The 26860-nt window shown below is 66.5% G+C and carries 18 protein-coding genes and 1 riboswitch; of the genes, 8 read left to right on the forward strand and 10 right to left on the reverse strand.

The features are described from left to right. Positions 1-13 precede the first annotated feature (13 nt). The 4 genes from KZZ07_RS17440 to KZZ07_RS17455 form a co-directional block, all read right to left on the reverse strand. Positions 14-1228, reverse strand: coding sequence for an NAD(P)/FAD-dependent oxidoreductase (locus KZZ07_RS17440; protein ID WP_219516097.1), 1215 nt, complete (start codon positions 1226-1228; stop codon positions 14-16). Continuing rightward, positions 1228-2925 (reverse strand): hydantoinase B/oxoprolinase family protein, encoded by a 1698-nt coding sequence (locus KZZ07_RS17445; protein ID WP_219516098.1) that lies wholly within the window; start codon positions 2923-2925, stop codon positions 1228-1230. Before KZZ07_RS17445 ends, KZZ07_RS17440 begins: the two co-directional genes overlap by 1 nt. Beyond that, on the reverse strand, positions 2918-5026 hold the full coding sequence (locus KZZ07_RS17450) for a hydantoinase/oxoprolinase family protein (RefSeq protein ID WP_219516099.1): 2109 nt from the start codon (positions 5024-5026) through the stop codon (positions 2918-2920). The genes KZZ07_RS17445 and KZZ07_RS17450 overlap by 8 nt, the downstream gene beginning before the upstream one ends. 70 nt (positions 5027-5096) lie before the next feature. After that, on the reverse strand, positions 5097-6023 hold the full coding sequence (locus tag KZZ07_RS17455) for a LysR family transcriptional regulator (RefSeq protein ID WP_219516100.1): 927 nt from the start codon (positions 6021-6023) through the stop codon (positions 5097-5099). A 160-nt stretch (positions 6024-6183) separates the two neighbouring features. After that, positions 6184-6384, forward strand: a riboswitch (cobalamin riboswitch). 117 nt (positions 6385-6501) lie between these two features. Between KZZ07_RS17455 and KZZ07_RS17460 the strand changes: the two genes are divergently transcribed. Continuing rightward, the gene (locus KZZ07_RS17460; protein WP_219516101.1) at positions 6502-6804 is read left to right on the forward strand and encodes a hypothetical protein; all 303 of its coding nucleotides are present in this window, start codon (positions 6502-6504) and stop codon (positions 6802-6804) included. Between the two features lie 31 nt (positions 6805-6835). Here KZZ07_RS17460 and KZZ07_RS17465 read toward each other — a convergent pair whose 3' ends face one another. From KZZ07_RS17465 to KZZ07_RS17475, 3 genes are all read right to left on the reverse strand, one after another. After that, the gene (locus KZZ07_RS17465) at positions 6836-7693 is read right to left on the reverse strand and encodes a mechanosensitive ion channel family protein (protein WP_219516103.1); all 858 of its coding nucleotides are present in this window, start codon (positions 7691-7693) and stop codon (positions 6836-6838) included. A gap of 63 nt (positions 7694-7756) precedes the next feature. Then, positions 7757-7969 carry a hypothetical protein gene (locus KZZ07_RS17470; RefSeq protein WP_219516104.1) on the reverse strand — a complete coding sequence of 71 codons (213 nt, stop codon included), beginning with the start codon at positions 7967-7969 and terminating at the stop codon, positions 7757-7759. Next, positions 7941-8189, reverse strand: coding sequence for a hypothetical protein (locus tag KZZ07_RS17475; protein ID WP_219516105.1), 249 nt, complete (start codon positions 8187-8189; stop codon positions 7941-7943). The genes KZZ07_RS17470 and KZZ07_RS17475 overlap by 29 nt, the downstream gene beginning before the upstream one ends. A gap of 360 nt (positions 8190-8549) precedes the next feature. Here KZZ07_RS17475 and KZZ07_RS17480 point away from each other — a divergent pair, with 360 nt between their 5' ends. From KZZ07_RS17480 to KZZ07_RS17510, 7 genes are all read left to right on the forward strand, one after another. Next, the gene (locus tag KZZ07_RS17480) at positions 8550-10247 is read left to right on the forward strand and encodes a PIG-L family deacetylase (RefSeq protein ID WP_219516106.1); all 1698 of its coding nucleotides are present in this window, start codon (positions 8550-8552) and stop codon (positions 10245-10247) included. A 222-nt stretch (positions 10248-10469) separates the two neighbouring features. Further along, positions 10470-12875, forward strand: coding sequence for a GcvT family protein (locus KZZ07_RS17485; RefSeq protein ID WP_219516107.1), 2406 nt, complete (start codon positions 10470-10472; stop codon positions 12873-12875). Continuing rightward, positions 12875-14422, forward strand: coding sequence for a trimethylamine methyltransferase family protein (locus KZZ07_RS17490; protein WP_219516108.1), 1548 nt, complete (start codon positions 12875-12877; stop codon positions 14420-14422). The genes KZZ07_RS17485 and KZZ07_RS17490 overlap by 1 nt, the downstream gene beginning before the upstream one ends. Further along, on the forward strand, positions 14422-15084 hold the full coding sequence (locus tag KZZ07_RS17495; protein ID WP_219516109.1) for a TetR/AcrR family transcriptional regulator: 663 nt from the start codon (positions 14422-14424) through the stop codon (positions 15082-15084). Before KZZ07_RS17490 ends, KZZ07_RS17495 begins: the two co-directional genes overlap by 1 nt. 459 nt (positions 15085-15543) lie before the next feature. Continuing rightward, complete coding sequence (locus tag KZZ07_RS17500) at positions 15544-16221, forward strand: FAD-dependent oxidoreductase (RefSeq protein WP_219516110.1); 678 nt, start codon at positions 15544-15546, stop codon at positions 16219-16221. Positions 16222-16357: 136 nt separating this feature from the next. Beyond that, positions 16358-18160: an autotransporter assembly complex protein TamA gene (locus tag KZZ07_RS17505; protein ID WP_219516111.1), complete on the forward strand. Its 1803-nt coding sequence runs from the start codon at positions 16358-16360 to the stop codon at positions 18158-18160. Next, positions 18160-22221: a translocation/assembly module TamB domain-containing protein gene (locus tag KZZ07_RS17510; RefSeq protein ID WP_219516113.1), complete on the forward strand. Its 4062-nt coding sequence runs from the start codon at positions 18160-18162 to the stop codon at positions 22219-22221. The genes KZZ07_RS17505 and KZZ07_RS17510 overlap by 1 nt, the downstream gene beginning before the upstream one ends. A gap of 370 nt (positions 22222-22591) precedes the next feature. Here KZZ07_RS17510 and KZZ07_RS17515 read toward each other — a convergent pair whose 3' ends face one another. The 3 genes from KZZ07_RS17515 to KZZ07_RS17525 all read right to left on the reverse strand — a co-directional run bounded on the left by KZZ07_RS17515 (position 22592) and on the right by KZZ07_RS17525 (position 26852). Beyond that, on the reverse strand, positions 22592-23011 hold the full coding sequence (locus KZZ07_RS17515; protein ID WP_219516114.1) for a universal stress protein: 420 nt from the start codon (positions 23009-23011) through the stop codon (positions 22592-22594). A 22-nt stretch (positions 23012-23033) separates the two neighbouring features. After that, positions 23034-25652: a TRAP transporter permease gene (locus KZZ07_RS17520; protein WP_219516115.1), complete on the reverse strand. Its 2619-nt coding sequence runs from the start codon at positions 25650-25652 to the stop codon at positions 23034-23036. Between the two features lie 234 nt (positions 25653-25886). Next, entirely contained in the window at positions 25887-26852 is a 966-nt protein-coding gene (locus tag KZZ07_RS17525; RefSeq protein ID WP_219516116.1) for a TAXI family TRAP transporter solute-binding subunit, read from the reverse strand. Positions 26853-26860: the final 8 nt, after the last annotated feature.

Below are 26860 nucleotides of genomic sequence, written 5' to 3' on the forward strand. Positions count from 1 at the left end.
CTTCTGCCGTGCGTCAGATCACGGCGCGTTCGATCATCGGGCGGCCTTCGGTGATGCGGTCAAAGTTGAACGGCGTCAGGTCGAGGCTGCGGTATGCGCCATAGGTCAGCCACTCCGCCAGCCCCCGTCCCATCGCCGGGCTTTGCTGCAACCCGTGGCCGGAAAACCCGTTCTGAAACAGGAAGTTTTCGATCTCCGGGTGCGGTCCCAGAATGGCGTTCTGATCCAGCGTGTTATAGGCGTAATGCCCCGCCCATTCGGTCACGACGCGGATCGCCTCGAAGGCGGGGATGCGCGTGGCGAGGATCGGCCAGACGTGATCCTGCCAGCGGGCGTGATCCATCGCGAAATCGCCCGGATCGACGGGCAGGTCCTCATCGGGTGCGGCGCCGGCAAGATAGGTCGTCGGCCCGTCCTGCCGGACGTGAACGCCCGAAGGGTCGATGGTCAGCGGCAAGTCCCGGTCCAGCGGGGTTTCGGCGGAAAAGACCCAGGTGAACCGCTTGCGCGGTTCCACAGGGATCTCGATCCCCGCCATCGCCGCCACCCGCGCCGCGCGCGGCCCGGCGGCGTTCACCACATGCCCGCAGGCGATATGCTCGCCGCTGGCCAGCGTCACATGGGTGATGCGCCCGCCCTCGCGGGTCAACGCCGTGACCTCGTTCGCGACATATTCCACGCCCCGGTCGCGGGCCGAGCGGCGGAACCAGTCGAACAGGGTGCCGCCGTCCCAATAGCCTTCATCCCGGGTGTTGATCGATCCGGCGACAATGTCATCCAGCTGGTAGAAGGGATAGCGCGCCGCGATCTCCTCGCGGTTCAGGATCTCGGTGCCCGCGCCCTCGGCGCGCTGCACCTCGGCATTGCGGCGCAGGACATCGGCAAACCCTTCGGTGTCGGCAAGGTAGAGATAGCCATAGCTCTGCACGTCCAGCCGGGGCACGCGGGCATCGTTCATCCGTTCCGGCAGTTCCTTGATGAAGCGGGCCGTGAACTGTGAAATGCGGATGTTCAGCGGGTCGGAAAACTGCTGCCGGATGCAGGAGTTGGTATGCGCCGTCGAACATTGCGCATAGCTGGGGTCGCGTTCCACCACCAGGACCGAGCCGTTGAAATCGGGGTTGTCCGACAGGAACCAGGCGGTGGCCGATCCCATGATCGCGCCGCCGATGATGACCACGTCATAGGTGGTTTTTGTGGGCGTGGGGGAGAAACCGGGGGTCGCCATCAAAAGTGCTCTCCGTCTTGGGCATTTTTCAGGATCTGCGCGGCCTCTTCCGGTGTCATGCCGTAATTCGTGGCCGCGTGGTCGGGCGTGATGTAGCCCAGCGCAAGGTCACGGCGGACCTGCGCCGGATCGCGCATCGACGGCGGGCCATAGCCGCCCCCGCCGGGGAATTCCATAAGGACGCGCTGCCCCTCGGGCACGCCCTGCCGCCCCTTGCCGCGCATCTGCGTGCCGTCCGACCGGGCGATGACCGTGGCGCCGCCCGCCTCGCCGCCGCGCCGCCCGCGCGCCGGGTGATCGATCCGGTCCAGCATGGCGGAAAAGTCGAACACATGGCCCTCGCGTGCGCCGACCTCCATGAACTGGCCCAGCCCGCCGCGATACTGGCCCGCGCCACCGCTGTCGGGACGCAGCTCCTTGCGCCAGACGATCACCGGCCCGGTCTGTTCCGTCGCCTCCACCGGCATGGTCATCACGCCCGAGGGGAAGGCCGTGGCGCTCATCCCGTCCAGCCCGGGCCGCGCGCCGGACCCGCCGGAGTTGAAGGTCAGCACCTCGGCCCGCCGCGCAGTCATGGCCCCCGGCGCGGGCCGCAGCGACAGCATGAAGTTGCACAGACACCCGGCGCCCTCGGCGGGCACGGTGTCCGGCAGCAGCTTGTCCAGCGCGTCATAGACCGTGTCGGGCACCATGTGGCCGATCACGTGGCGCAGGGCGACCGGCGCGGGGAAGGGGGCGTTGACGATGGTCCCCTCCGGTGCGGTCACCTCGAAGGGCGCCAGCGAGGCGGCATTGTTCGGGATCTCCGGCGCGATGGCGCATTTCAGCGCGTAACAGGCATAGGCCTTGGTATAGACCATCGGCACGTTGATGCCCTTGGGATCGACACCGCTGGTGCCGGTCCAGTCGCAGAGGATGCGGTTTTCCTCGATGCTGAGGCGCACATGCAGGTCGATGGGGCTTGCATAACCGTCGATGGTCATGTGCCCGCTCGCCTTGCCGGGTGGCAGCGCATTGATCCGTTCCAGCGTGGCCTTGCGCGAATTGGTCAGGATGAAGTCGGACACGCCTGCAAGGTCCGAAAGCGAAAATTCCTCCATCATTTCCAGAAGGCGGCGCTGCCCGATCTCGTTGCAGGTGGCCAGCGCGTGGATGTCGCCGACCAGCTGGTCGGGCTCGCGCACGTTGCCCCGGATGATTTGCAAGAGCGTCCGGTCGACCTTGCCCCGTTCGGCGAATTTCATGATCGGCAGGTACAGCCCCTCTTCGTGCACGTCATTGGCATCGGCGCCAAAGCCGCGTCCGCCGATGTCGGTCACATGCGCGGTGCAGGCAAAGAACCCGATCAGCGCCCCGTCGCGAAAGACCGGCGTGACCACGGTGATGTCATGCTTGTGGCCGGTGCCTTCCCAGGGATCGTTGGTCAGGTAGACGTCGCCGGGAAACATGGCCTGACGCCCGATGCGACGGATGAAATGACCCACCGCATCGGCCATCGCGTTGACATGGCCCGGCGTTCCAGTGACCGCCTGCGCCAGCATCTGGCCCGCATCGTCATAGACCCCGGCCGACAGGTCCCCCGCCTCGCGGACGGAGGGCGAAAAGGCGGTACGCACCAGCGCCTGCGCCTGTTCCTCGACGACAGAGATCAGGCGGGTCCACATCACCTGGTAGGCGACCTTCGACGGCTCAGACATGGGCGGCGTCCTTCTGGTCTGCGGGCTTCGGCAGGCGCACGTCCAGCGTGCCGTCGGGCAGGGCGATGACCTCGCGGCTGGCGGGCACGACAACGGTGGTCTCGTCCTCGGTGATCAGCGCGGGACCGGTGACAAGAGCCCCTGTGCGCAGGTCGGCGCGCGCCAGCACTTGCGCCGTCAGCTGCTCCCCGCGGGCGGGGTCGAACAGCGGGCGGGTGGCGTCGCCCGTCACCCGGTCTGCGCGGGTGGGCGCCGCGACCCGTTCGGCGGCGGGCCGGGTGGTGAAGGCGTTGACGGACCAGACGGTGACTTCCGCCTCCAGCCCCTCGACCGTGCGGCCGAAAAGGGCGGTATATTCCGCTTCGAACCGCGCCAGCAGCCGGTCGGCATTGGGCGCCTTCATGTCTTCGGGCGGGACGGGCACCGGGATTTCCCAGCCCTGTCCGGCATAGCGCATGAAGACCTTGGCCTCGGCCCGGATGTGCGCCGTTGCATCGCAGGTGCGCACGAAACTCTCCGCCTCTTCGCGCAATTCGTCGAACAGTGCCTTGACCGACGCCGCGTCGAACTCCGCCATCCGGGTAAAGACCGACCGGTTCGCCTCGAAGCTGAAGGGCGCGCGCAGGAAGCCGATGGCCGATCCCACGCCCGCGCCCCGGGGCACGAGGCAGCGCGAAACGCCCAGTTTCTCGCATAGGCGCGCGGCGTGAAGAGGCGCGGCGCCGCCAAAGGCGATCATCGTGTAGCGGCTCAGGTCCTCGCCGTTTTCCACCGCGTGTACGCGCGCGGCATTGGCCATGTTCTCATCCACCACCTCGGCCAGCCCATAGGCCGCTTCCAGCGCGTCCATCTCCAAGACCTCACCGATCTCGGCCCGCACCGCGGCCTCGGCCCGGTCCGGGTAAAGCGCAATTGACCCCCCGGCGAAATTCGCCGGGTCCAGCTTGCCCAGAACGAGGTCCGCATCGGTGACAGCAGGCCGCATCCCGGCACGGCCATAACAGGCCGGACCGGGCTCGGACCCGGCGCTTTCGGGGCCGACGCGGATCTGGTTCATCGCGTCCACCGTGGCCAGAGACCCGCCGCCCGCGCCGATTTCCACCATGTCGATCACGGGGATCGAGATCGGCATCCCTGATCCCTTCTTGAACCGATAACTGCGTGCCACTTCGAACACCCGCGCCGTCTTGGGCGCCATGTCTCGGATCAGACAGATCTTGGCGGTGGTGCCCCCCATGTCGAAACTCAGCACCTTGTCCAGCCCGTGCTGCGCGGCGATCTCGGCGGCAAAGATCGCGCCGCCCGCCGGGCCGCTTTCCACCAGCCGCACCGGGAATTTCGCCGCCATCTCCAGCGAGAGGATGCCACCGCCCGAATGCATCAGGAACACAGGGCAATCGGCGCCCTCAGCCGCTAGCCGATCCTTGAGGCGGCCCAGGTAAGAAGCCATCAAAGGGCGGATATAGGCGTTGGCGATGGTGGTGTTGAACCGCTCATACTCGCGCATCTGTGGCGACACCTCGGACGACAGAGAAACATCCACCTCCGGCAATGACTCGGCCAGAACCTCGGCCACCATGCGCTCATGCGCGTTGTTGGCATAGGCGTGCAGCAGGCCCACGGCGACACTGTCATAGCCGCCCGCGCGCAGGGTCTCGGCAAGGGCCTCGACCTCGGCCCGGTCCAGCGGGATCAGCACGCCGCCGTCCGCGTCCATGCGCTCATGCACGGTATAGCGGCGGTTCCGGGGCAAGAGCGGCTCTGGCAGGACCAGGTTGAGGTCGTATTGCTCGAACCGGCTTTCGGTGCGCATCTCGATGACGTCGCGAAAGCCCTGGGTCGTGACCAGGGCGGTCTTTGCCCCGCGCCGTTCGATCAGCGCATTGGTGGCCAGCGTGGTGCCGTGGATCACCTGTGAAATCCGCCCCGGCGCCACACCCGCAAGGTCACAGACCCGGTGCACCCCCTCAACGATGGCCTCTTCCGGCGCGGCATGGGTGGTCAGCACCTTGGTCGAGGTCAGCCCTTCCGGCCCTTCCAGCACAACGTCGGTAAAGGTCCCGCCGATGTCGACGCCAAGGCGGTAAAGCGGATCGGGCATGATGGGCTCCTGTCGGTGGTCCGGGGAAGCGTAGCGAGGCGCCTCAATGCAATCCAATTATTTGATCGGATCAGGAGGATAGCTTTTCTTTATCTTCCGGGGCCGCCAGATGGGCCCGTGCCACCTCCTGCGCCAGTTCCGCCGCCCGCACCACGTAGGACGGGGCAAGGCCCGCGTCGTAACGTGCGCGAAAGCGCAGCGGGTCCGGCACCCAGAGATAGCGCAGGGGCACCAGCCGCCCGGCGGCGATCCGGTCCCGCAGCATGACCTCGGGCAGGCAGGCCACGCCCAGCCCGTCCAGTGTCATCTGCAGGCAGGCGGCCAGGTTGGTCGAGGGCACCAGCCGCACGTCCACGTCCGGGTGAGAGGCGACATGGTCGCGCAACTGTTCATGGGGCAGGGTGCCGCGCGCATGGGTCAGCACCGGGTGCCGGGCGATATCGCGCAAGGACAGGGCCTGTCCGTGCAGCCCCAGCCCCGGCGCGGCCACCCAGACCTGCGGAAAGGCGCCAAGGTCCACCCCGCCCGAGATCTGCCGCCCGAACGGCCCGCTTTGCAGCGTCAGGTCCAGCCCCCGGCTGAACAGCGCGGGTGAGAGATTGGCCGACAGATCCACGGTCAGCTCCACGTCGATGGCCGGAAACCGGTCCTTGAGCGCGCGCAGGAAGGGGCCGAGCCAGCTGTGCACGATCATTTCGGTCACGCCCAGCCGCAGCACGCCTTCGAACAGGTGATCCTCTCCGGCGGCGGCGACGAACCCGTCCATCGCGGTCAGCACGGCCCGGGCGCGGGGCAGCATCGTCCGGCCCGTGGGCGTCAGCCGGACGGACCCCGCGTCGCGGTTGAACAACCGTAGCCCCAGCAGCGATTCCAGTGCCGAGATCCGGGCCGAGATATTGGGCTGCGTCGTGTTCAGCCGGTCCGCCGCGCGACGAAAGCTGGCCAGGTCGGCCACCTGCACGAAGGCTTCGAGTTGTTTGACGGTGATCTGGCCCATTTCCGCAGTTTGTCGCCTGCGGCGCTCTGGCGCAAGCGAAGGGCAGGGGCGCGAAATCCTTGAAGGATTTCTTGCGGGACCGGTGCAAAGGGTCCGGTCCGGCTATCTTGAAGGAAACCGAACCCAAGCGAACGGCTTGACCGGGTGGCGGTGCTGCGCCATTTTTAAGCCTGATGGTGACCGCGTTCGCGCGGTCTGAAAAGGGAACGCGGTGCGGGGCCATGCCCCAATTCCGTGACTGCCCCCGCAACTGTAAGCGGCGAGCCATCCCGAAGTGACCACTGGGCCGCAAGGCCCGGGAAGGTTCGGGAAAGCGCCTTGACCCGCAAGTCAGGAGACCTGCCATCGCCGGGCGCCTTGCGCCCAAGCCACTCAACCCGGGCGGGGTGCCCCGGAGACGCGAAAGACGTTCGGCAACCTGCCGCCCGTCCTGCCGCCGATCCATGACCCCCCGCCCCAGCTTTGCGCGGAGGGCGCGATGACAATCGAACGGGTACTGACCCTTTTGCAGACAAGGGCCGACACGCCGGAACGGGCGCGGGAACTGGCCAGCATGGGGTACATGCAATGGCTGGGCAGCCTGCCGGGCTGTGCGAGCTACGAGAAAGAGGCGATGCGCGCCTGGAGGCGCGCCCAGCCCTTTGCCGGAACCGATCCGGCGGTGGCGGTATTCTGCGAAATGCTGCAGCAGTCGATCCGCCGTCCGGCGGTGCCGCTGGATCTGCCCTTGCCACAGCCGCAAAGGCGCGGCGGGGCCCGGAAACGGCGGCTGTCGATCTGACCGCGACCGGCTGTGCGGCGCTGGCCCTAGTTCAGGCGGTGGTCGGAGCCGTCCCCGGCGCCCCGGCCAAGTGTACGGTCTGCGTCGGGTAGGCAAAGCTGACGCCCAGCTCTTCGGCGAGGGACAGGATGTCGAGGATCAGTGCCTGTTGCGCGGCAATCTGCGCCTCGTAGCTGAAGACGCGGAAATGCCCCCATAGTTCGATGTCGATGCTGTGGGGGCCAAGCGACTTGATCCCGATGGTCACATTATCGGCCTCGGCCTCTGGTTGATCGCGGTAGACCTGCATCAGCCGTGCCACGAACTGTTCCAGCTGCGCGCGCGGAGTTTCGTAGGTGAGGCCGATCTTCATCAACACGCGGCGCCGCCTCCGGCTGCCCCAATTTGAAATCACCTGGTCCGAGTGTTGTGCGTTGGGCACGATCATCAGGGTGTCGTCCAGCCTGCGCAGCCGTGTCGACCGCAGGCCCACCGTCTCGATCACCGCCAGCGTATCCGCCGTCTCGATCAGGTCGCCCTTGCGGAAGGGGCGGTCGGACAGAAGGATCGCGCCGCCGATGATGTTCGACACGGTTTCGCGTGCGGCAAAGGCCAGCGCCACGCCGCCGATCCCCAGGCCGGTCAGCACGCCTTCGTAGGGCAGGCCCGCCACATCGGCGCAGGCGATGACCGCCCCGATGACGATCAGCAGTTTCATCAGGCCTTGTGCCTGGGACAGGACGATCTCGTCCGTGTAGGCGCGGGTCTGCGTCGCCTTGGCCATCAGCGCGCCAGAGACCAGCGAGACGATGCGGTAGGCCAGCGCGGCGCTGGCCAGGATCAGCAGCATCGCGGAGAGGCCCGACACCAGAACCCGCGCCATGACGCCCAGGTAGGCCAGCACGCCCATCCATTGCCAGATCTCCAGACCCGAGGCCTTGGCCTGCAGACAGGCCGCGCGTGCCAGGATGGCCTACCGCGTGGCAAAGACCTGTGACAGGGGCGGTGGCGCGGTTAGGCCCGGCGCCAGGGGCATCTTTTCCAGCGCCGCGTAGATGTCGGGCAGCACTGCCATCGTCTCGCGCGAGAAACGCCAGCGCAGCTCAACGAAGCGCCCCTCGTTGTCGAGGATGTCCGTGGGCGCGATGCCCGTTCCATTAGCCGCCGGAGCCGAAACGCCCGGCAAAGCTCTGGCCGTCAGCCAAAAGCACAAAGATGAACTCTCCACTTTCCCCGCCTTCGGTCCATGTGCCACGCAGGACGCCGTCACGCGTGGTTCCGGTCACGGTGCCGCCGCCGGGCCAGCCTGTTTGCCCCTCCGGTTGTGCGGTCAGGGCGCGGGGCTGCATCAGGCTGTAGGCCAGCAGCATTAAAAGGACGGAAATACGGCGAAGCGGCAGGGGCATCCGTCGGGTCTTTCCTGGGGCGATAGAGCATAGGCGCTTGCGCGGGCCCCGCCGCGATTCGCGGCGGTGGGCTGGGTTTTGCGCGGCTGCGTGGCAGAATGGTCACGGCATTGCGAGGCTTTGGCGCAAAGCGGTCACTAGTGCGCGCAAAGAAAGGGCTTTGTTTCGTTTGCGACCCCGGGACAAAGTTTTTCCGGGGCTGAATCGCAAAACCCGACTCGCGCAATGGTGGTATGTGTATTTTGTCGCCGGGTAAGAGTGTGGCATTTTAATGGCCAGAGTCGGGCGCACCCCGTGCCCGGACCGGATCGGCAGGCCCCCGGAACGAAAGGGTCTGCAGCAGGACGGGATCTTGGGCGAATGGCTTTGCCGACCTTGAACGGATTGTTCACAGGCCCGCTGCGTATCGACGTGGCGCTGCAGTTCGACACGCTGGGCGATGGCACGTCAAAGCCGCTGGTGGCGCTGGGCGCCCAGGGCGAGGTGCCCCAGCTTGTCTTTGGCCAGTTGGGCGCCAGTGCCGATCTCTTCTTTGATTTCATCCAGGGCGACGAGACCTATCGCCTGGTGGCCGAGGATGCGCTGGTGGCCGGGGAAACCGCCACCTATTCGGCCCAGATCGACGACGATGGGGTGATGTCGATCCTCAAGGACGATCAGCCGCTGGCGCAGATGCAGGCCGAGGTACCGGTGGGCCTGCCTGTCCGTGACCTGGCCGGCCTGGCGACCGCCTTTGATCCCATCGTGATCGACATGACGATCGAACCGCTCAGCCCGGCGGAGCTGGGCGGAGACATGGCGATCGTTGCCCATACAGACGATGACCTGTTGTTCATGAACCCGACCATTGCCGAGACCATCGCCGCGGGCGATCCCATGACCACGGTCTACCTGACGGCAGGGGATGCCGGACAGAACGCCGACTATTGGGAGGCGCGCGAGGCCGGGGCCAAGGCCGCCTATGCCCAGATGGCCGGGTCCGACCCGGATGCCTGGGTGGATGAGACCGTGACCCTGGACATCGGTGGCGAGGCCTGGGAGGTGCAGAGCAGCTATCTGGCCGATGCGCCCCAAGTGCGGCTGTATTTCCTGCGCACGCCCGACGGGATCGATGGCGCGGGGACCGAGCCGTATGGCTTTGGCAGCCTCGAGCAGCTGGCCAAGGGCGAGTTGGCCGAAGTGACGACCGTGGACGGCGCGGTGACCTACACCTCCGGGGAGCTGACCCAGGTGCTGGGTGCGATCATGACGCGGCATGCCCCGCAAGAGGTGATGTTGCAGGACGACTCCAGCGAGATCGAGCACAGCGATCACGTTCATGCCACCGAGTTCGCCGAAGCGGCGCTGGAACTCTACGGCCAGGACGTGAGTGTCACGCTGTATACCGGATACGAAAGCTGGGCCGGGGAAGAGAACCTGACCCCGGAAGAGACCGATCTGGTCACCTCGGTCTTTGAGACCTACGCGGCCTTCGACCCTGCGGTGACCGGCGAGAACGGGGACTTGCGCGAGCCTTACACCGACTGGGTCCTGCGCGAGTATGTCTCGGAGCAATACAGCCTCGTGGACGGAGAGCGGTTCGATGACCCGTTGCCGGAGCCCGAACCCGATCCCGAACCGGAAGACCCGCAACCGGAAGACCCGAAGCCCGAAGATCCGACGCCGGAGGATCCCGCTCCGGAAGACCCTGTCCCGGAAGATCCCTTGCCCGAGGATCCGACACCGGAGGACCCGGAGCCCGAGAACCCGGAGCCCGAGGACCCGGCCACCGCAGATGCCTTTGCCCCCGGCGGGCTCTATGCGCGGTTCCTCGGCAGCTATGCGGACAGGTGGCAGGGCGAGGCCCCGTCAGATCCGGATCCGGCGCCCGAACCCGAACCCGAACCCGAGCCGGACCCGATCCCCGATCCGACACCCGATCCGGCGCCGGGTGGGGACGATCCTTTTGGTGCAGGCGGTTTCTATGAACAGCTGATGCTGCCAAATGCCTCCAAGTGGGAAAGCTACGACCTTCCCGAAGAGGAAGAGGATGACCTGGCCGAGGACGTGACGGTCTGATCGGCTCGACGGTGCGCAAGCCATGCGCACCGGTCCCTCACCATCCGCAGGGAGCCTTTGAAATATAGCAAACCGGGTGCGCAAGACTTGCGACCCCCACGACGCCAGTGCCCGGCGGCCAAGCCCCCATGTCGCTCTTGTGCCAATCTCTGGACATTTCTGTCTATACTTGGCCCAGCGCCCCTCCTAGCCTGGGACAAACGAATCCGGGGAGGGGCGGAGATGAATACGCATTACCGTGTGGTCGTGATCGGTGGGGGCGTCGTCGGCGCCTCGGTGCTGTATCACCTTGCCAAGTTCGGCTGGACCGATGTCTGCCTGCTCGAACGCTCCGTCCTGACCGCGGGGTCGTCATGGCATGCGGCGGGTGGCATCCACGCGTTGAACGCCGACCCCAACATGGCCGCCCTTCAGGCCTATACCATCGACCTGCTGTCAGAGATCGGCGCGGAATCCGGGCAGGATATCAACCTGCACATGACCGGCGGCCTGACGCTGGCAGGCACGCCCGATCGCTGGGAATGGCTGCAATCGGCCTACCGTGTATTCCAGTCCATCGGCATCGAGGATTGCGAACTGCTGACCCCGGAAGAGGCGCAGCGCCGCTGCCCGATCATGTCGACCGAGGGCATCCTCGGCGCCATGTGGGCCGACCGCGAGGGCTATCTGGACACCACCGGCACCGTTCACGCCTACGCAAGGGCCGCCAGGAAACGCGGCGCCAGCTATTTCGAACATACCAAGGTCGAAGCGCTGGAACAGACGGCGGACGGCTGGAAGGTGGTGACGGACAAGGGCACCATCACCTGCGAACATGTGGTCAACGCCGCCGGTCTCTGGGCGAAACAGGTGGGCCGCATGGCGGGCATCGAACTGCCCGTCTCTCCGCTGAAACACCACTACCTCGTGACCGAGAGCATCCCCGAGATCGCGGCGCTGGATTTCGAGGTGCCCATGACCGTCGACCTCGAAGGTTTCACCTACATGCGGCAGGATCAGAATGGGCTGCTGCTGGGCATCTACGAAATCGAGCACGAACACTGGGCGATGGACGGCGCGCCCTGGGACTACGGGATGGAGCTGTTCCAGGAACAGACCGACCGGATCGAACACGAACTGACCTGCGGCTTCCACCGCTACCCGGTGCTGGAAAACACCGGGGTCAAGACCTGGGTCAACGGCGCCTTCACCTTCTCGCCCGATGGCAACCCGCTGGTTGGCCCGGTGCGCGGGAAGCGTGGGTATTGGACGGCCTGCGCGGTCATGGCCGGGTTCCTTCAGGGCGGCGGCGTGGGCAAGACGCTGGCCGAATGGATGATCCACGGCGAGCCCGAGGCCGACGCCTGGCCGATGGACGTGGCGCGCTATGGCGATTTTGCCCAGAACAAGCGGTACATCAAGGAAACCACCGGCCAGTTCTACTCGCGCCGTTTCGTGATGACCTACCCGAATGAACAACTGCCCGCCGGACGCCCGCTCAAGACCGCGCCGGCCCATACCGCCATGAACAAGGCAGGCTGCAAATGGGGCTGTAGCTGGGATCTGGAGGTGCCGCTTTACTTTGCGCCGCAAGGCTTCGAAGAGACGCCGACGCTGAAACGCTCGAACGCCTTCGATCTCGTGGGTGCCGAATGCCGCCATGTCCGCAGCAAGGTCGGATTGATCGACATCACCGGCTTTTCGCGCTTCGAGGTTTCGGGGCCGGAGGCGGAAAAATGGCTGGACCGGATCATGGCGTCGAAACTGCCCAAGCCGGGCCGCGCGAAACTGGCGCCGATGCTGGAACCGGGTGGGCGGCTCAAGGGTGACCTGACGGTGATGAACTGGGGCGACGGCACCTGGTGGATCATGGGCAGCTATTACCTGCGCGAATGGCACATGCGCTGGTTCCAGGATCACCTGTCCGGGGGCGTGACGGTGCGCGACCTGGGCGAAGAGGTCTGCGGTTTTGCCCTGACCGGCCCGCGCGCCCGCGCCGTGATCGAAAAGGTCTGTGAAGGCGCCGGAGATCTGCCCTTCATGGGCTGCGCCGCGCTGGATGTTGGCCTGTTCCGCGCCCGCGTCGCCCGCATGTCCGTGGCCGGTGAGTTGGGGTACGAGATCAACGTGCGCATGGGAGATCACATCAAGCTGCGCGAGCTGCTGTTGCAGGCGGGCGCCGACCAGGAAATCCGCGAATACGGCTTCAACGCCATGCTCTCGCTGCGGCTGGAAAAGAGCTTTGGCATCTGGTCGGCGGAATTTACCCAGGGCTACACGCCGGGTGAAACCGGCATGGATCGCTGGATCGACTGGGACAAGGACTTCATCGGCAAGGAGGCCGCGCTGACGGAACGCGCGGCGGGCGCAAAACGCCGTATCGTGACGCTGGAGGTGGACGCCAAGGATGCCGATGCCAGCGGGTACGAGCCGGTCTGGAAAGACGGCAAGCGCGTGGGTTTTGTCACCTCGGGTGGCTATGGTCACACGCTGGGCAAATCCTATGCCCTGGCCATGATGGACGCCGAAGCGGCAGCCGAGGGCACGGATCTCACCGTCCATGTGGTCGGCGCCGAACGGCCCGCCCGCGTGATCGCGCCGTCGCCCTATGATCCGGCGGGCAGTGCCATGCGCGGCAAGCCGGTCTGATGGCCGCCGAAACGCAGACCCCGGTCCGTCGCCGCCGCAAACGCGGTGGCGACGAGGCGGCCCCGGCGCGCAAGGTCAACTATCGCCAGCTGACCAATCCGTTCACACCGCAGGCGGTCTTTCCCGAGGATCGCATCGCCGCGATCCATGACACCGCCCTGCGCGTGCTGGAGGAGCTGGGCATCAAGGTGCTGCTGCCCGAGGCCCGCAAGCTGTACGCGCAGGCGGGCTGCATTGTGGATGAGGACAGCCAGATGGTCCGCATCGGGCGAGAGGTGGTCGAGGCCGCGCTGGCCACCGCCCCCCGCCGCTTTATGCTGCATGGCGGCGATCCTTCGCGCGATCTGGACATGGCTCTTGGCACGCTGGCCTTCCAGTCCGGAGCCGGGGCGCCCAATTGTTCCGACCTCCTGCGCGGACGCCGCGCGGGCAGCCTGCGCGATGTGGAGGAACTGACCAAGCTGGTCCAGCATTTCGACGCGATCCAAATGCTCTCGCCGGGGGTGGAACCGCAGGACATCCCCATCCACCTGCGCCACTACGCCTTTACCCGGATGCAGCTCAGCGTTTCGGACAAGGTGCCCTTTGTCTTTTCGCGCGGCACGCCGCAGGCGCTGGACGCCTTCGAGATGATCGCCGAGTTCCGTGGCCTGACAGAGATGGAGTTCCGCACGCAGCCGCATTGCTACACGATCATCAACACCAACTCGCCGCGCCAGATCGACATTCCAATGGCGCAGGGCTTGATCGACTTTGCCCGCTACGGTCAGCCCTCGGTCGTCACGCCGTTCTGCCTGATGGGGGCGATGGCGCCGGTGACGGTGGCGGGCGCGGTCACGCTGAGCCATGCCGAGGCGTTGGCGGGCATCACGCTGACCCAATTGGCGCGTCCCGGCGCGCCGGTCTGCTATGGCGCCTTTGCGTCGAACGTCGACATGAAAAGCGGTGCCCCCGCCTTTGGCACCCCCGAACAGGTCAAGGCCAGCCTGGCCGCCGGGCAACTGGCGCGCCTTGTCGGGCTGCCCTGGCGCAACGCCGCCGGATGTGCGGCCAACACCAACGATGCCCAGGCCGCGCATGAGACCGAGATCAGCGCCTGGGGCGCGCTGATGTCCGGCGCCAGCATCGTCATTCACGCCGCGGGCTGGATCGAAGGCGGGCTGACCGTCAGCTACGAGAAGTTCATCACCGACATGGAGATGGTCCAGGTCATGGCCGAGCTTTGTGCCGCAACGCCCTGTTCCGACGCGGACATCGCCTTCGACGCCCTGGCCGAGGTGCAGCCCGGAGGGCATTTCTTCGGCTGTGGCCACACGATGGAGCGCTATGCCACAGCCTTCTATGAACCGCTGGTGGCGGACTGGTCGAACTTCGGCACCTGGACGGAACGCGGCAGCCTGGATGCCAATGACCGCGCGCTGGCGCTCTGGCAGCGGATCCTGGCCGATCACAAGGCCCCCGCCTGCGCCACCGGCGACCGTCTGGCCGCGCTGGACCGCTTCATCGCCAAACGGACCGGGGAGGGCGGCGCGGCGCCGGCGGATTGATGGCAGGACAGGACACCGGAAAGCAGGTGCAGGTTGAGGCAACCGACCTCCCCGGCAACACCAAGGTTACACGAGAGGATTGGCTGCACGCCGCGATGGAGGTGCTGATCTCTGACGGCGTGCAATCGGTCAAGGTCTTGACCATCGGCGGGCGCCTCGGCGTGTCGCGCTCGTCTTTCTACTGGTATTTCCAGAGCCGTCAGGACCTGCTCGACCAGTTGCTGGCCGAATGGGAGCGGACCAACACCGGCGTCATGATTGCCCATGCCGCGATGCCCGCGCCGACCATCACCGCCGCGCTCAACAATTTCTTTCGTTGCGTCGTGGACCCGAAGGGCTTTAACCACCGGCTGGATTTTGCCGTGCGCGAATGGGCCCGCCGCGACGAGACGGTGCGCGCCGCGCTCGACCGGTCCGACACCGCCCGGCAAAAAGCCATTGCCGAGATGTTCACCCGCCACGGATACACACCGCAAGAGGCCGATATTCGGGCCCGCGTGCTCTATTACCAGCAGATCGGCTATTACGCGCTGGAACTGTCCGAAACGCTGGAGGAGCGCCTGTCCAGGGTCGCGGGGTATCTCTATTGCTTCACCGGCCGACACCCCGCCGCGAGCGAGGTCGAGGACTTCAAGCGCATCGCCCGGAGCCTTGCCGAATGACGCGCTATTTCGCACTTGCCCTGGCCCGAGAGCGGTTGCGCGGTCACAAGGGCTGGCGCACCGCCTGACGCAAGTCGGACCCGAAACCCGCCAATGATGCGGTCATCGTCGTCGGCGGCGGGCACGGGTTGGTAACAGCCGACGACCTGGCAAAAACCCACGGCGTCAGGCGGGGCGCCGCGCTTGAAAAGGGCTGGATCGGGGATGGAAACACCGGGCGCAACGCCACGGTGATCCGGTCGAACTCTCTCTCCCGCAAGCGTTGCGCTCTACGATCTGGCCTTGCGGCTCTACGATGGGGTGAGCCACGAGCTGAACTACAACGTCATGCTCAGCCAGCGCGGGATGCTGATCGCCGCCCACAGGCCAATGCCATGATGATGCTCAATGGTGTGGACGGCAGTCTGATGGGGCCAGAGGAGGCCCGTGCGCGCCTGCCCTTGCTCAACAACGCGCCCGATGCCCGCTCTCAATGCCTTGGCTGCGTCTGGCAGGGCGGTGCCGGGTCTTGTCGCGCCTCTTGGGGGCCGCCTGCCCATCCATGACGACGCGCTGCAGGCTGTCGCCTCGGAGCCGGTGAAACCGATGCTGGACACGGTGCTGCTGTACCTCGGCACCGGCACCTGTGTCAGCGGGTCCGACAAAGGTGATCGGATCTTCGGCGGTGGGGTGCCGGCGCATTGTCGGCGCGGCAACCTGCCGATGCAGGAAACCATCGTGTCGGGCCTGCTCGAAACGGTCCCGGCCTTTGGTCAGCTGAAACCGCTTCGCCAATGGGCCGGCGTGGTCGACTTGGTCCCCGACAGCTCGCCCATCCTGGGCCCCGCCGGACCAGAGGGGCTGTTTCTCAACTGCGGCCGGGGCACCCGCGCGACCGGCGGCAGGATGGGTATTTCGGCCGTCGCGCGTTGTTCACGCCCGAGGCCACGCGCGTGGACCAGCGCCAGCGTGTCGGTCTGCAATGTGACGGTGATCCGCTGCCGTCCGGCGCGCATCTGGTGTTATCGGAAGGGGGGGCACTCTATGTCCGGGGTCCGGCACCCGAGGCGGCGGCGCTCTGGCTGCGGTTGTCCCGACTGGCCGTCGCCCTCGACCGACCCGGCTGCGCGATCCGGCGCCCACCCCGCGCGAAAGTGACCCTGGACTGCAATTTGCCTCTTTGCGCCGGAGTCACATGTTATAGGGTAGAAGAATGGGGCAACGTCTAGATATATCCACGCGTCCAAGCAGGCGCATCCGGGGTCCGGCAGGGGCCGGGCGGCTGCGTGGTCTGTTGCGCGGCACCGTTTTTACCGTGTTGACGGGCATTTGCCTGACGCTTCCGCGCCCTGCGGAAAGCTATGACAATCTCAGCTTCAAAGTCGCCGGACCCGACAAGGAGGCGCTGATCCAGAGCCTGCGCTCGGTCTCGATTCTCTCGCAGCTCGAAGGCGAGGAGGATAGCGCGCCTCAGGACGTGCTGGCTGCGGCCCAGGGCGACTATGCGCGGCTGGTCGAGGCGCTGTATGCACAGGGCTATTATTCGGCCGTCGTGCGCATCCTGATCGACGGCCGCGAGGCCGCGACCATCCCGCCGTTCTCCGCGCCCGATCGCATCGGCAAGGTGCAGGTGAAGGTGGACCCGGGGCCGACATTTACCTTCGGCAAGGCGATCGTTGCCCCGGTCAACAAGCGCACGCCCCTGCCAGAGGGTTTTGCCCGGGGCGAACCTGCCCGCGCCACCGTGGTGCGCGACACCGCCCAGGCAGCGGTCGACGGCTGGCGCGCGGCGGGCTATGCCAAGGCCGGCATCGCGGATCAATCCATCACCGCGCGCCACCCATCGGCAGAGCTGGACGTTACACTGGCGGTCGCAAAGGGCCGTCAATTCCGCTTCGGTGACGTGCTCGTCACCTCGGAAAGCGCGGTGCGCGAGGGCCGCATCCGCCAGATCGCGGGCATCCCGCGCGGCAAGACATTCGACCCGGTCGAGGTCGAGGATGCGGCGCGGCGGCTGCGCTCAACCGGCACCTTCCGATCAGTCACCGTCTCCGAGGCAGAGCAGGGCGGTCCCGACGACACGCTCGACATCATGATCGACGTGACCGACCGCAAACCGCGCCGCTTCGGTTTCGGGGCCGAACTGTCCTCATCCGAGGGGGTCGGGCTGTCGGCGTTCTGGCTGCATCGCAACCTCTTTGGCGGGGCGGAACGGCTGCGCGTCGAGGGCGAGGCCACCCAGTTGGGCGGGTCGGGCATGCGGCCGGATTACGCGCTGAACGCCCGGTTCGAGAAACCGGCGGTCTATGGCGCTGACACGATGTTCTATGCCACCACGGGACTCAGCTATGACGATGAGCCGGATTATATCGACCGCTCCTTCACGCTGGGCATGGGGGTCACGCGAGAGTTTTCCAAGCAGGTCAGCGGCGAACTGGGCATCGCCTACAGCCGCTCGCGCATCACCGATCTGTACTTGCCGGGCGATCCGACCCGGATGCTTACCCTGTTGTCGCTGCCAACGGCGCTCACCATCGACCGGCGGGACGATCCGCTGAACGCGACCGAGGGTCTGTACCTGCGGGCCGAGTTGGAACCCTTTTCCATCGTCAGCCACGGCGAGGCCGGCGCGCGCTATGCGCTGGACCTGCGCGGCTACCGGGCCTTTGGGGGCGACGAGTCCCTCGTGCTGGCCGGGCGGCTGCAACTGGCCGGGGTGGTCGGCCCGGATGCGCAGACCGCGCCGCCGGACTTTCTGCTTTACTCCGGCGGGGGCGGCACCGTGCGCGGCCAGCCCTACCGCTCGCTGGATGTGGATTATTCCGGTACGCGCCTGGGCGGGCGCAGCTTCATGGGCCTTTCGACAGAGGTCCGCTATGACGTGACCGACACCATCGGCGTCGTGGGCTTTGCCGACGCGGGCTATGTCGGCGCCGAAAGTTTCGTGGATGGGTCCGGCGACTGGCATGCCGGCGCGGGTCTGGGCCTGCGGTACGACACACCGGTCGGGCCGATCCGCTTTGACGTGGCCGGGCCGGTGGGTGGCGACACGGGCGACGGCGTACAGATCTATATCGGGATCGGGCAGGCATTCTGATGCGACTTTTACGGGTTTTTCTGGTGCTGGTGCTCTGGCCGCTGGCGGCTTTGGCACAGACTGACGACCGTGGCTATATCCAGGGGCTGCTGGAGGACGCGCTGTCCGATGCGGGCCGCGACGTGCGGATCGAGGGGTTTGCCGGGGCGCTCAGTTCGCGCGCCACGATCGACCGGATCACCATCGCCGACGAGGATGGTATCTGGCTGACCGCGACGGACGTGGCCATGACATGGACACGGACCGCGCTGGTGCGCGGCGCGGTCGAAATCGACGAGATCACCGTGGGCCGGATCGACATGCCGCGCCTGCCGGTGCCGCTGGCCCGCGATACGCCGCCCGCGCCCGAGGCGCGCAGCCCCTTTCAGCTGCCCGAACTGCCGGTGTCCCTGAACCTCGAACAGCTTGACCTGCGCGAAGTGGTTCTGGGCGCGCCCGTCGCAACCGAGGACCTGGTGCTCCGGGTCACCGGCAATGCCCGGCTGTCAGGCGGTGATGGTAATGCAGAGCTACAGGTCAAACGTCTGGACAAGGGCGGCAACCTGCGTTTGTCGGGGGCCTATTCCAACACCAGCCGCGTGCTGACGCTGGACACCAGTTTCGAGGAACCGGCTGGTGGCCTTGTGGCCCGCGCGCTGGGCCTTGAGGGCGAACCCGCCGTGGCGCTCAGCCTGACCGGCGACGCGCCCATCGACGATTTCGAAGCGCGACTGCGCCTGTCGACGGATGGGGTCGAACGGCTTGCGGGGCAGGTGGTCCTGCGTGCCGATGGCGATACCGAGACACAGCGCGTCTCGCTGGATATCGGCGGTGACCTGGCGCCGTTGCTGGCGCCCTCCTACCGCGAATTCCTGGGCGACGAAATCGCGCTCAAGGCCGAGGCGACGCGCAGCGCGGACGGCGCCATTGCCCTGCAGGACCTGCGGTTGAGCGCCGAGGCGCTTCTCTTGACCGGGTCTGCGATGATCGCCGGCGACGGTTGGCCGGAACGGCTGGCGCTCGAAGGGCAGATCACGCCGCCCGAGGGCGACCTGGTGCTTTTGCCGCTGCCGGGACAGCAGGTCTATGTCACCGGCGTCACGCTGGAAGGCTCCTTTGACGCGTCGCAGGGCAATGGCTGGGCGCTGCGACTGCAATCCGACCGCATCACCACCGGGGCCGGTCAGGCGGATCGTCTGCTGCTGAGCGGTGTGGGCGAGATCGACCGCGATGCGGCCCGTGTCACCGGCGACCTGATGCTGGCGGCGGGTGGTTTGAAACTGTCCGATCCGGCTCTGGCCGAGGCGGTGGGCACGGCGCTGCGCGGCGCGCTCTCTGTCGATTGGCAACCCGGTGCGCCGCTCTATCTGCGGGGGCTCGACCTGTCGGGGGCCGACTATGGCCTGACCGGCGAGATCACGTTTACCGACGCTGAATCGCTGAACCCGCGCGTCTCGCCCGACTTGCAGCTGGCGGCCGAAGATCTGTCGCGCTTTGCCGCGCTTTCGGGGGTTGCCCTGGACGGGGCCGCCAACCTGACCATCCGGGGCGAGGTGACACCGGTCACCGGCGGCTTCGACCTTGTTCTTGACGGCACGACGCGCGGCCTTGCCACCGGCATCGCGCAGGTCGATCCGCTGATCGCGGGCGTCGGCAGCCTGCAGGTTGAGGCGGTGCGCGATGAGGCCGGGTTGAGGGCCGAGAAACTCCTGCTGATTACGCCAGAGGCGCGGATCGAGGGCGGCGGCACGCTGGCCACCGGTGCCAGCACCCTGCGGGCCGAGGCGCGCATTCGCGAAACCGCGGTTATCCTGCCCGAGTTGAACGGCCCGACCACGTTGACCCTGCGCGCCGACCAGGCGGGCGATGTCTGGACGCTGGGGGCCGAGGGCGATTTGGCGCGCGCCGGGCGGCTGAATTATGCCGGGACGGTGGATCTTGGCCCCGATGTGCCGCTTGCCGATGGACGGCTCGAAGCGACCCTGACCCGCCTGTCGGCCTTTTCCGGTCTGGCCGGGCGTCGCCTGGGCGGCAGTGCCGACCTGACCGTGACGGGCCGGGGCAGCCTGGATGGCGCCGGGTTTGACGTCAGTGCCGAGGGGCGCGTGACCGACGTGCGCCTGGGCCTGCCGGAGATCGACCCGCTGCTGGTGGGCCGCACCGCGCTGAGCGTCAAGGCCACGCGCAGTGGCAACGGGGCAATCCGCTTTGACCCGCTGCGGCTGGATGGGGTGGTGAACGCCCGGTTCACCGGTACGGTGGACCCGGGCGGCACCTCTGGCCCGCAGGTGGACGGGCAACTGACCGCCAGCGCGGCCTCGCTGTCGCCCCTGTCGCGACTGACCGGGCAGGCCCTGCGCGGTGCGGCCCAGGTCGAGGCCGAGGCATCGGGCGGCGTGCTGGATGGACCGCTGTCCCTGACGGCGGTTGTGCGAGGGCAGGGGCTTGGGATCGGCAATCCCACGGTGGACCCGCTGCTGGCGGGAACTTCCCGTCTGGACCTGCAGGTGGCGCGGCTGGACAGTGGCGCCTATCGCATTGATGAGGCGATGCTGGATGCCAGCGGCATCGACGCGCGGGTGAGCGGCAGTTATGGCCCCGGTGAGGCAGCGGACCTGAACCTGGTGCTGGCACTGGCCAACCTTGGGCAGATCGTGCCGGATCTGCCCGGCGCGGCGCAGGTCACGGGCAGCGCCCGGCGCAGCGGCGGCCCCTGGCAATTGTCGCTGGACGGAACCGGACCGGCGGGCATCGGCGCGCGTCTGCGTGGTTCTGCCGCCGCGGACTTCAGCCGCCTGGACGTAGCGCTGACGGGATCGGCGCCGCTGTCCCTGGCCAACGGGCGGCTGGCGCCGCAGGTGGTCAGCGGCATTGCACGGTTTGACCTGGGGTTGTCCGGCCGACCCGCGCTCTCGTCCCTTTCGGGCACGATCTCGACCGATGGCGCGCGGTTCGCCGCCCCTGCGCAGAACATCGTGCTGAGTGGACTGGGCGGGCAGATCCGCCTGTCCAGCGGGCGCGCTGATGTGGCGATGTCGGGCGCCCTCGACAGCGGCGGACGCGTGTCGCTGGAAGGTCCCGTGAGCCTTTCGGCGCCCTATACCGCGGGGCTGGCCCTGCGCCTGCAAAGCGCGGTCGTGCGCCAGCCGGATCTCTTCGAGACCACGGCGAACGGGCGCATCCAAATCGAGGGCCCCCTGACCGGCGGTGCACGGATCGCGGGAACCATCGACCTCGGTGATGTCGAGGCGCGAATTCCGAATATCGGCGCCAGCTATGCGGCGCTGGACGGGTTGGAACACCGCGGAATGCCGGGCGATGTGGCCGTGACCCTGCGCTATGCGGGCATGGATCGCAGCGCAGAGGCCGCCGCGGCGCCCCTGCCTGCCTTCCCGCTGGACGTGACGGTCCGTGCGCAGAACCGCATCTTTGTGCGGGGCCGGGGGCTGGATGCGGAGCTGGGCGGCAGCCTCCGCCTGAACGGCACCACCTCGGACATCGTGCCCGTCGGGCAGTTCGACCTAATCCGGGGCCGGTTGGACCTGCTGGGCCGTCGGCTGGATCTGACGGAGGGCGCGGTATTCCTGCGCGGCAGTTTCGACCCCGTGGTGCGCTTTGTGGCGACCACGCGCGTCGAGGACACGGATATCACCATCACCATCGAGGGGCCGGCCTCGTCGCCGGAGCTGAAGGTCGGTTCGATGCCCGAACTGCCCCAGGACGAGGCCATGTCCTTTTTCCTCTTTGGCCGCTCGGTGACAGAGTTGTCGGCGCTGCAGGCGGTCCAGCTGGCCTCGGCGATCCGGACCCTGTCCGGCCGTGGCGGTCTGGGCCTGACGGAATCCCTGCGCAGCGGGTTGGGAGTTGCGGATCTGGACATCGGGACCAATGACGATGGCACGGCCCGGGCCCGTGTCGGCGCCTACCTGGGCGAAAATATCTACAGCGACGTCAGCGTCGATGCCAAGGGCAAGACCGAGATCAACCTGAACCTGAACGTCAATTCCGACGTGACGGTGCGGGGGCGCCTGGGCTCCGACGGATCGAGCGGGCTGGGCGTTTTCTTCGAACGGGATTACTGAGCGCGTCGCCGGGACGGGACTGTTTGCGGCTGCGCCGCAAAGGCGCCCGCCCGCCGACCCTTTGGAACAGGCTGCGCCTGTTTTGGCTTCGGGAGTCACCAAGGAACAAGCCTTGCCTGTTCCCCGAAGCCCTCCCTCGCTTTTTGAGGGCCTGAGCCAGCGCACGGTGCGATGCAAGGGCAAGCCGCCTGTCGGCGGGCCTGCGGCCCCTTGCATCGCTCCACGCCCTGGCTCTGATCGGCCTCAAGCGACGGAGGGCTCCGGGGAACAGGCTGAGGGCCGAGTGGTGTCGGGCGCTTTGATCCGGCTACAGGGCACATGAAAAAGGCCCCGGTCCTGGGGACCGGGGCCTAGCTTGTCTTTGGGGGGCTCAGCGAACGACCAGGACCGATTGTTTGGCGTGTCGCACCACCCGCGCGGCGTTGGGGCCGACCAGGTAATCGCGCAGCTCTGGCCGGTGGGCGCCGACGACGATCGCCTCGGCGCCGATGTCTTGGGCCGTGCGGATGATCTTGTCGTAGACCGTGCCCTGATCGACGTGGACATGGGCCTCGATCCCCAGCACCTCGTCGATCCACTTGTGCAGGTTGCCGCGTGTTTCCTCCATCATCGTACCGGCGAAATCGCCGGTGAAGGCGGAGCCGACGAGGGCGAAGCCCATCGCCGGAACCACGCTGATCACATGGACCTCTGCCTCGCACATGCGGGCCAGTTTACCGCCATACTCGGCGATACGTGCGGCACCGCTTGCGTCGTTCAGGTCGACCGCGAGAAGGATCTTGCTGTACATCTTTTCTCTCCTCTTTGCCGGCTCAGAACGGCGGCTGGGTGGCGCGCCGGCGCTGCACAAGGACGATGCCCGCCAGCAGCAACAGCGCCGGGATGAAGAAGAGCTCCTTGGGCAGGCGCTCGTTCTCGATCTCGACCCGGGTGACCTGGACCGGATCGTCGGCGTAGTAGTCGAACTCCTGTCCGCTGACCGGCTGGATCAGGTCCGGCCCGCCAAAGGGTTCGTCCAGCAGCAGCTTGCCGTCCTCCTCGTTGACTAGGAGCCCCTGGGCCTCCAGCGTCTCGGCCCCGGCGGAGGGCAGGACGATGGTCACGGGCCTGACCTCGAAGGTGTCGAAATCGGGGCCCTCGACGGTGATCCGCACGTCCTTGCCCTCTGGCACATCGGCCATGAGCGCCAGCGCGGCCGGTCCTTCGGCGCTGTTGTACTTTTCGCTGACCTGGTCGAGGAAGTAGCCCGGTCGGAACAGCATGAAAGCGATCAGCAGCAGCACCGCGGTTTCCCAGAGCCTGGACTTGGCGATGAAATACCCCTGCGTCGCCGCCGCGAAGAGTAGCATCGCCGTCAAGGATATGAAGAAGACGAAGATCGCCTTGAACAGCCCGACGTCGATCAGCAGCAGGTCGGTGTTGAAGATGAACAAGAAGGGCAGCAGCGCCGTGCGGATGTCATAGGCAAAGCCCTGGACGCCCGTCTTGATCGGGTCCCCGCGCGAGATGGCCGCCGCCGCGTAGGCGGCAAGGCCGACCGGTGGCGTGTCATCCGCGAGGATGCCGAAGTAGAAGACGAACATGTGCACCGCGATCAGCGGCACGATCAGGCCCGCCTGGGCGCCCACGCTGACGATGACCGGCGCCATGAGCGAGCTGACGACGATATAGTTGGCCGTCGTCGGCAGGCCCATCCCCAGGATCAGCGAGAGCACCGCCACCAGCAGCAGCAGGATCATCAGGTTGCCGCCCGAGATCACCTCGATCACCTGGCCGATGACCTGATGTGCGCCGGTCAGGCTGATGGTGCCCACGATGATGCCGGCGGCGCCTGTGGCAACGCCGATGCCGATCATGTTGCGTGCACCCAGGATCAGGCCCTGTACGAAATCGGCCCAGCCCTGCACCGCCTCGGTTACATGGCCCTCACCGCGGAACAGCGCCTTGAGCGGGCGGTGGGTGAGAGCAATGATGATCATGAAGATCGTCGCCCAAAAGGCCGAAAGCGCGGGCGAGAGCCGGTCGAGGTTCTCGGTCCGGACCATCAGGTTCCACACCAGGATGAAGATCGGCACCGAGAAATAGAGCCCGCCGATCAGCGTCGGCGTCAGGCGGGGGGCGGTCGGTTCGCCCTCGGTGTCTTCCTCGATGTCGGGATAACGGGCCGAGAGCCAGACCAGCGCGACGTAGAGCACGCCGACCAGCGCCACTGCCGCATAGATGGAATCGCCCATGATCGGGTCGAGGATGCCGCGCAGACCGATCATCAGGAAGGCGCAGATGCCAAGGAAGATGAAGCCCGACAGGAACAGGATCAGGATCATCAGGACCCCGATCTTGCGGCCGGGTTTCTCCAGCCCCTTGAGGCCCATCTTCAGCGATTCAAGGTGCACGATGTAAAGCAGCGCGATGTAGGAGATCACCGCCGGCAGGAAGGCGTGTTTGACCACGTCGATGTAGGGAATGTTGACGTATTCCACCATGAGGAAGGCGGCGGCGCCCATGACGGGCGGGGTAAGCTGGCCGTTGGTGGAACTGGCCACCTCGACCGCGCCGGCCTTTTCCGCCGGAAAGCCGATGCGCTTCATCAGCGGAATGGTGAATGTGCCGGTGGTCACGGTGTTGGCGATGGACGATCCCGAGATCATCCCGGTCAGCATCGAGGACAGGACCGAGGCCTTGGCAGGTCCGCCGCGCAGCGCGCCCAGAAGCGCGATGGCCACCCGGATGAACCAGTTGCCGCCACCCGCGCGGTCCAGCAATGCGCCGAACAGCACGAAGAGAAAGATCATCGTCGTGGACACGCCGAGTGCGACGCCGAAGACCCCTTCGGTCTGCATCCAGTAGTGGCCCAGAGCCTTGGACAGGGAAGCGCCGCCGTAGTTGGTGATGTTTCGCGCCCATTCGGAATAGCCGCCGAAGAAGGCGAAGAGCACGAAACAGGAGGCGATGATGACAAGCGGCAGGCCGAGAGATCGGTAGACCGATACCATCAGGACCATCATGCCGATGGCCGACATCACGATATCCGAGGTGTTCCACAGGCCGGGCCTGTCCGCGATCTGAAAGCGGAAGGCCACAAGGTAGAGACAGGCCCCAACGCCCAGGAACAACAGGGCCCAATCATAGGCCGGGATACGGTCGCGCGGGGCGGATTTCGTCAGCGGAAAGGCCATTGTCGCCAGGGCGATGGCAAAGGCCAGGTGCACGAAGCGCGCCTGCGCCACGATATTGGCGAAAAAGCTGATGCCGGTGGCCGTCGCAACCATGCTGGGCACCCGCGAGGCGATGTAAAGCTGGAACAGCGACCAGACGATGCAGGTGCCGATGATGAGCTGCGCCTGCCATCTGGCCTGCGGATTGCGCGCGCCGGTATCCGCTTCGGCGACCATGTCGTCGGCGCTGCGGTCCTGAGCCTGTGGATCGGCCATGATGTCCCCCTGTGTTTTTTCTTTGTCGCGGGCGGTTCGGGATGCCCTGCAAATGCCCTCGAAGACATTTGATCGTGCGCGCCCGGGTGCGGGCGCGTCCGAGTATCTGTCAGCAGCGCCGCGTCGCGGGCGCCGGAAAACGCATTAGGCGTATTTCAAATCTCTTCGAAGAAATTTGTCCTGCCAAGGAAAAACGGCGGCAGGGTTGCCCTGCCGCCGTCCGTGGCCCGAGGATTACTCGATCAGGCCCAGTTCCTTGTAGGCCTTCTCGGCGCCCGGATGCAGCGGGGCGCTGAGGCCGTCCTTGACCATCTGCGCCGGCTCCAGGTTGGCGAAGGCCGGGTGCAGCTGGCGGAAGTCGTCGATGTTTTCCATCACCGACTTGGCGACCACGTAGACCACGTCCTCGGAGACATCGGCCGAGGTGACGAAGGTGGCGCCGACGCCAAAGGTCGTGGTGTCCTCGTCGTTGCCCGAGTACATGCCCGCCGGGATCGTCGCGACGCGGTAGTAGGGGTTGTCTGCGACCAGCTTGTCGATCGGCTCGCCCACGACGTCGACCAGTTTGACGTCACAGGTGGTGGCCGCTTCCTTGATGGCGGCGGCCGGGTGGCCGATGGTGTAGATCATCGCGTCGATGTTGCCGTCGCAAAGCTGCTTGGCCATTTCCGAGCCCTTGTACTCGGTCGCGAGCGCGAGATCGTCCATGGTGATACCGAAGGCGTCCATCACCACTTCCATGGTGGCGCGCTGGCCCGAACCGGGGTTGCCGACGTTCACGCGCTTGCCCTTGAGGCCTTCGAAGTCCGTGATGCCGCTGTCGCCACGTACCAGCAGGGTGAAGGGCTCGGGGTGGACCGAGAACACCGCGCGGATTTCGGGGAAGGGATTGTCGGAGAATTTCGAGGTGCCGTTGTAGGCATGGTACTGCCAGTCGGACTGGGCGACGCCGAATTCCAGCTCGCCTGCCTTGATGGTGTTGATGTTGTAGACAGACCCGCCGGTGGATTCGACCGCACAGCGGATGCCGTGCTCTTTGCGGGACTTGTTCACGAGACGGCAGATCGCGCCACCGGTGGGATAGTAGACGCCTGTCACACCGCCGGTTCCGATCGAGATGAACTCCTGCGCCGAAGCCATCGGTGCCGCGCACGCCACACCCAGGGCCACGACGGCGCCGAGTTTCACATTATCGAACATAACTTTCT

The organism is Mameliella sp. CS4, from assembly GCF_019392335.1.
Lineage (GTDB): Bacteria > Pseudomonadota > Alphaproteobacteria > Rhodobacterales > Rhodobacteraceae > Antarctobacter.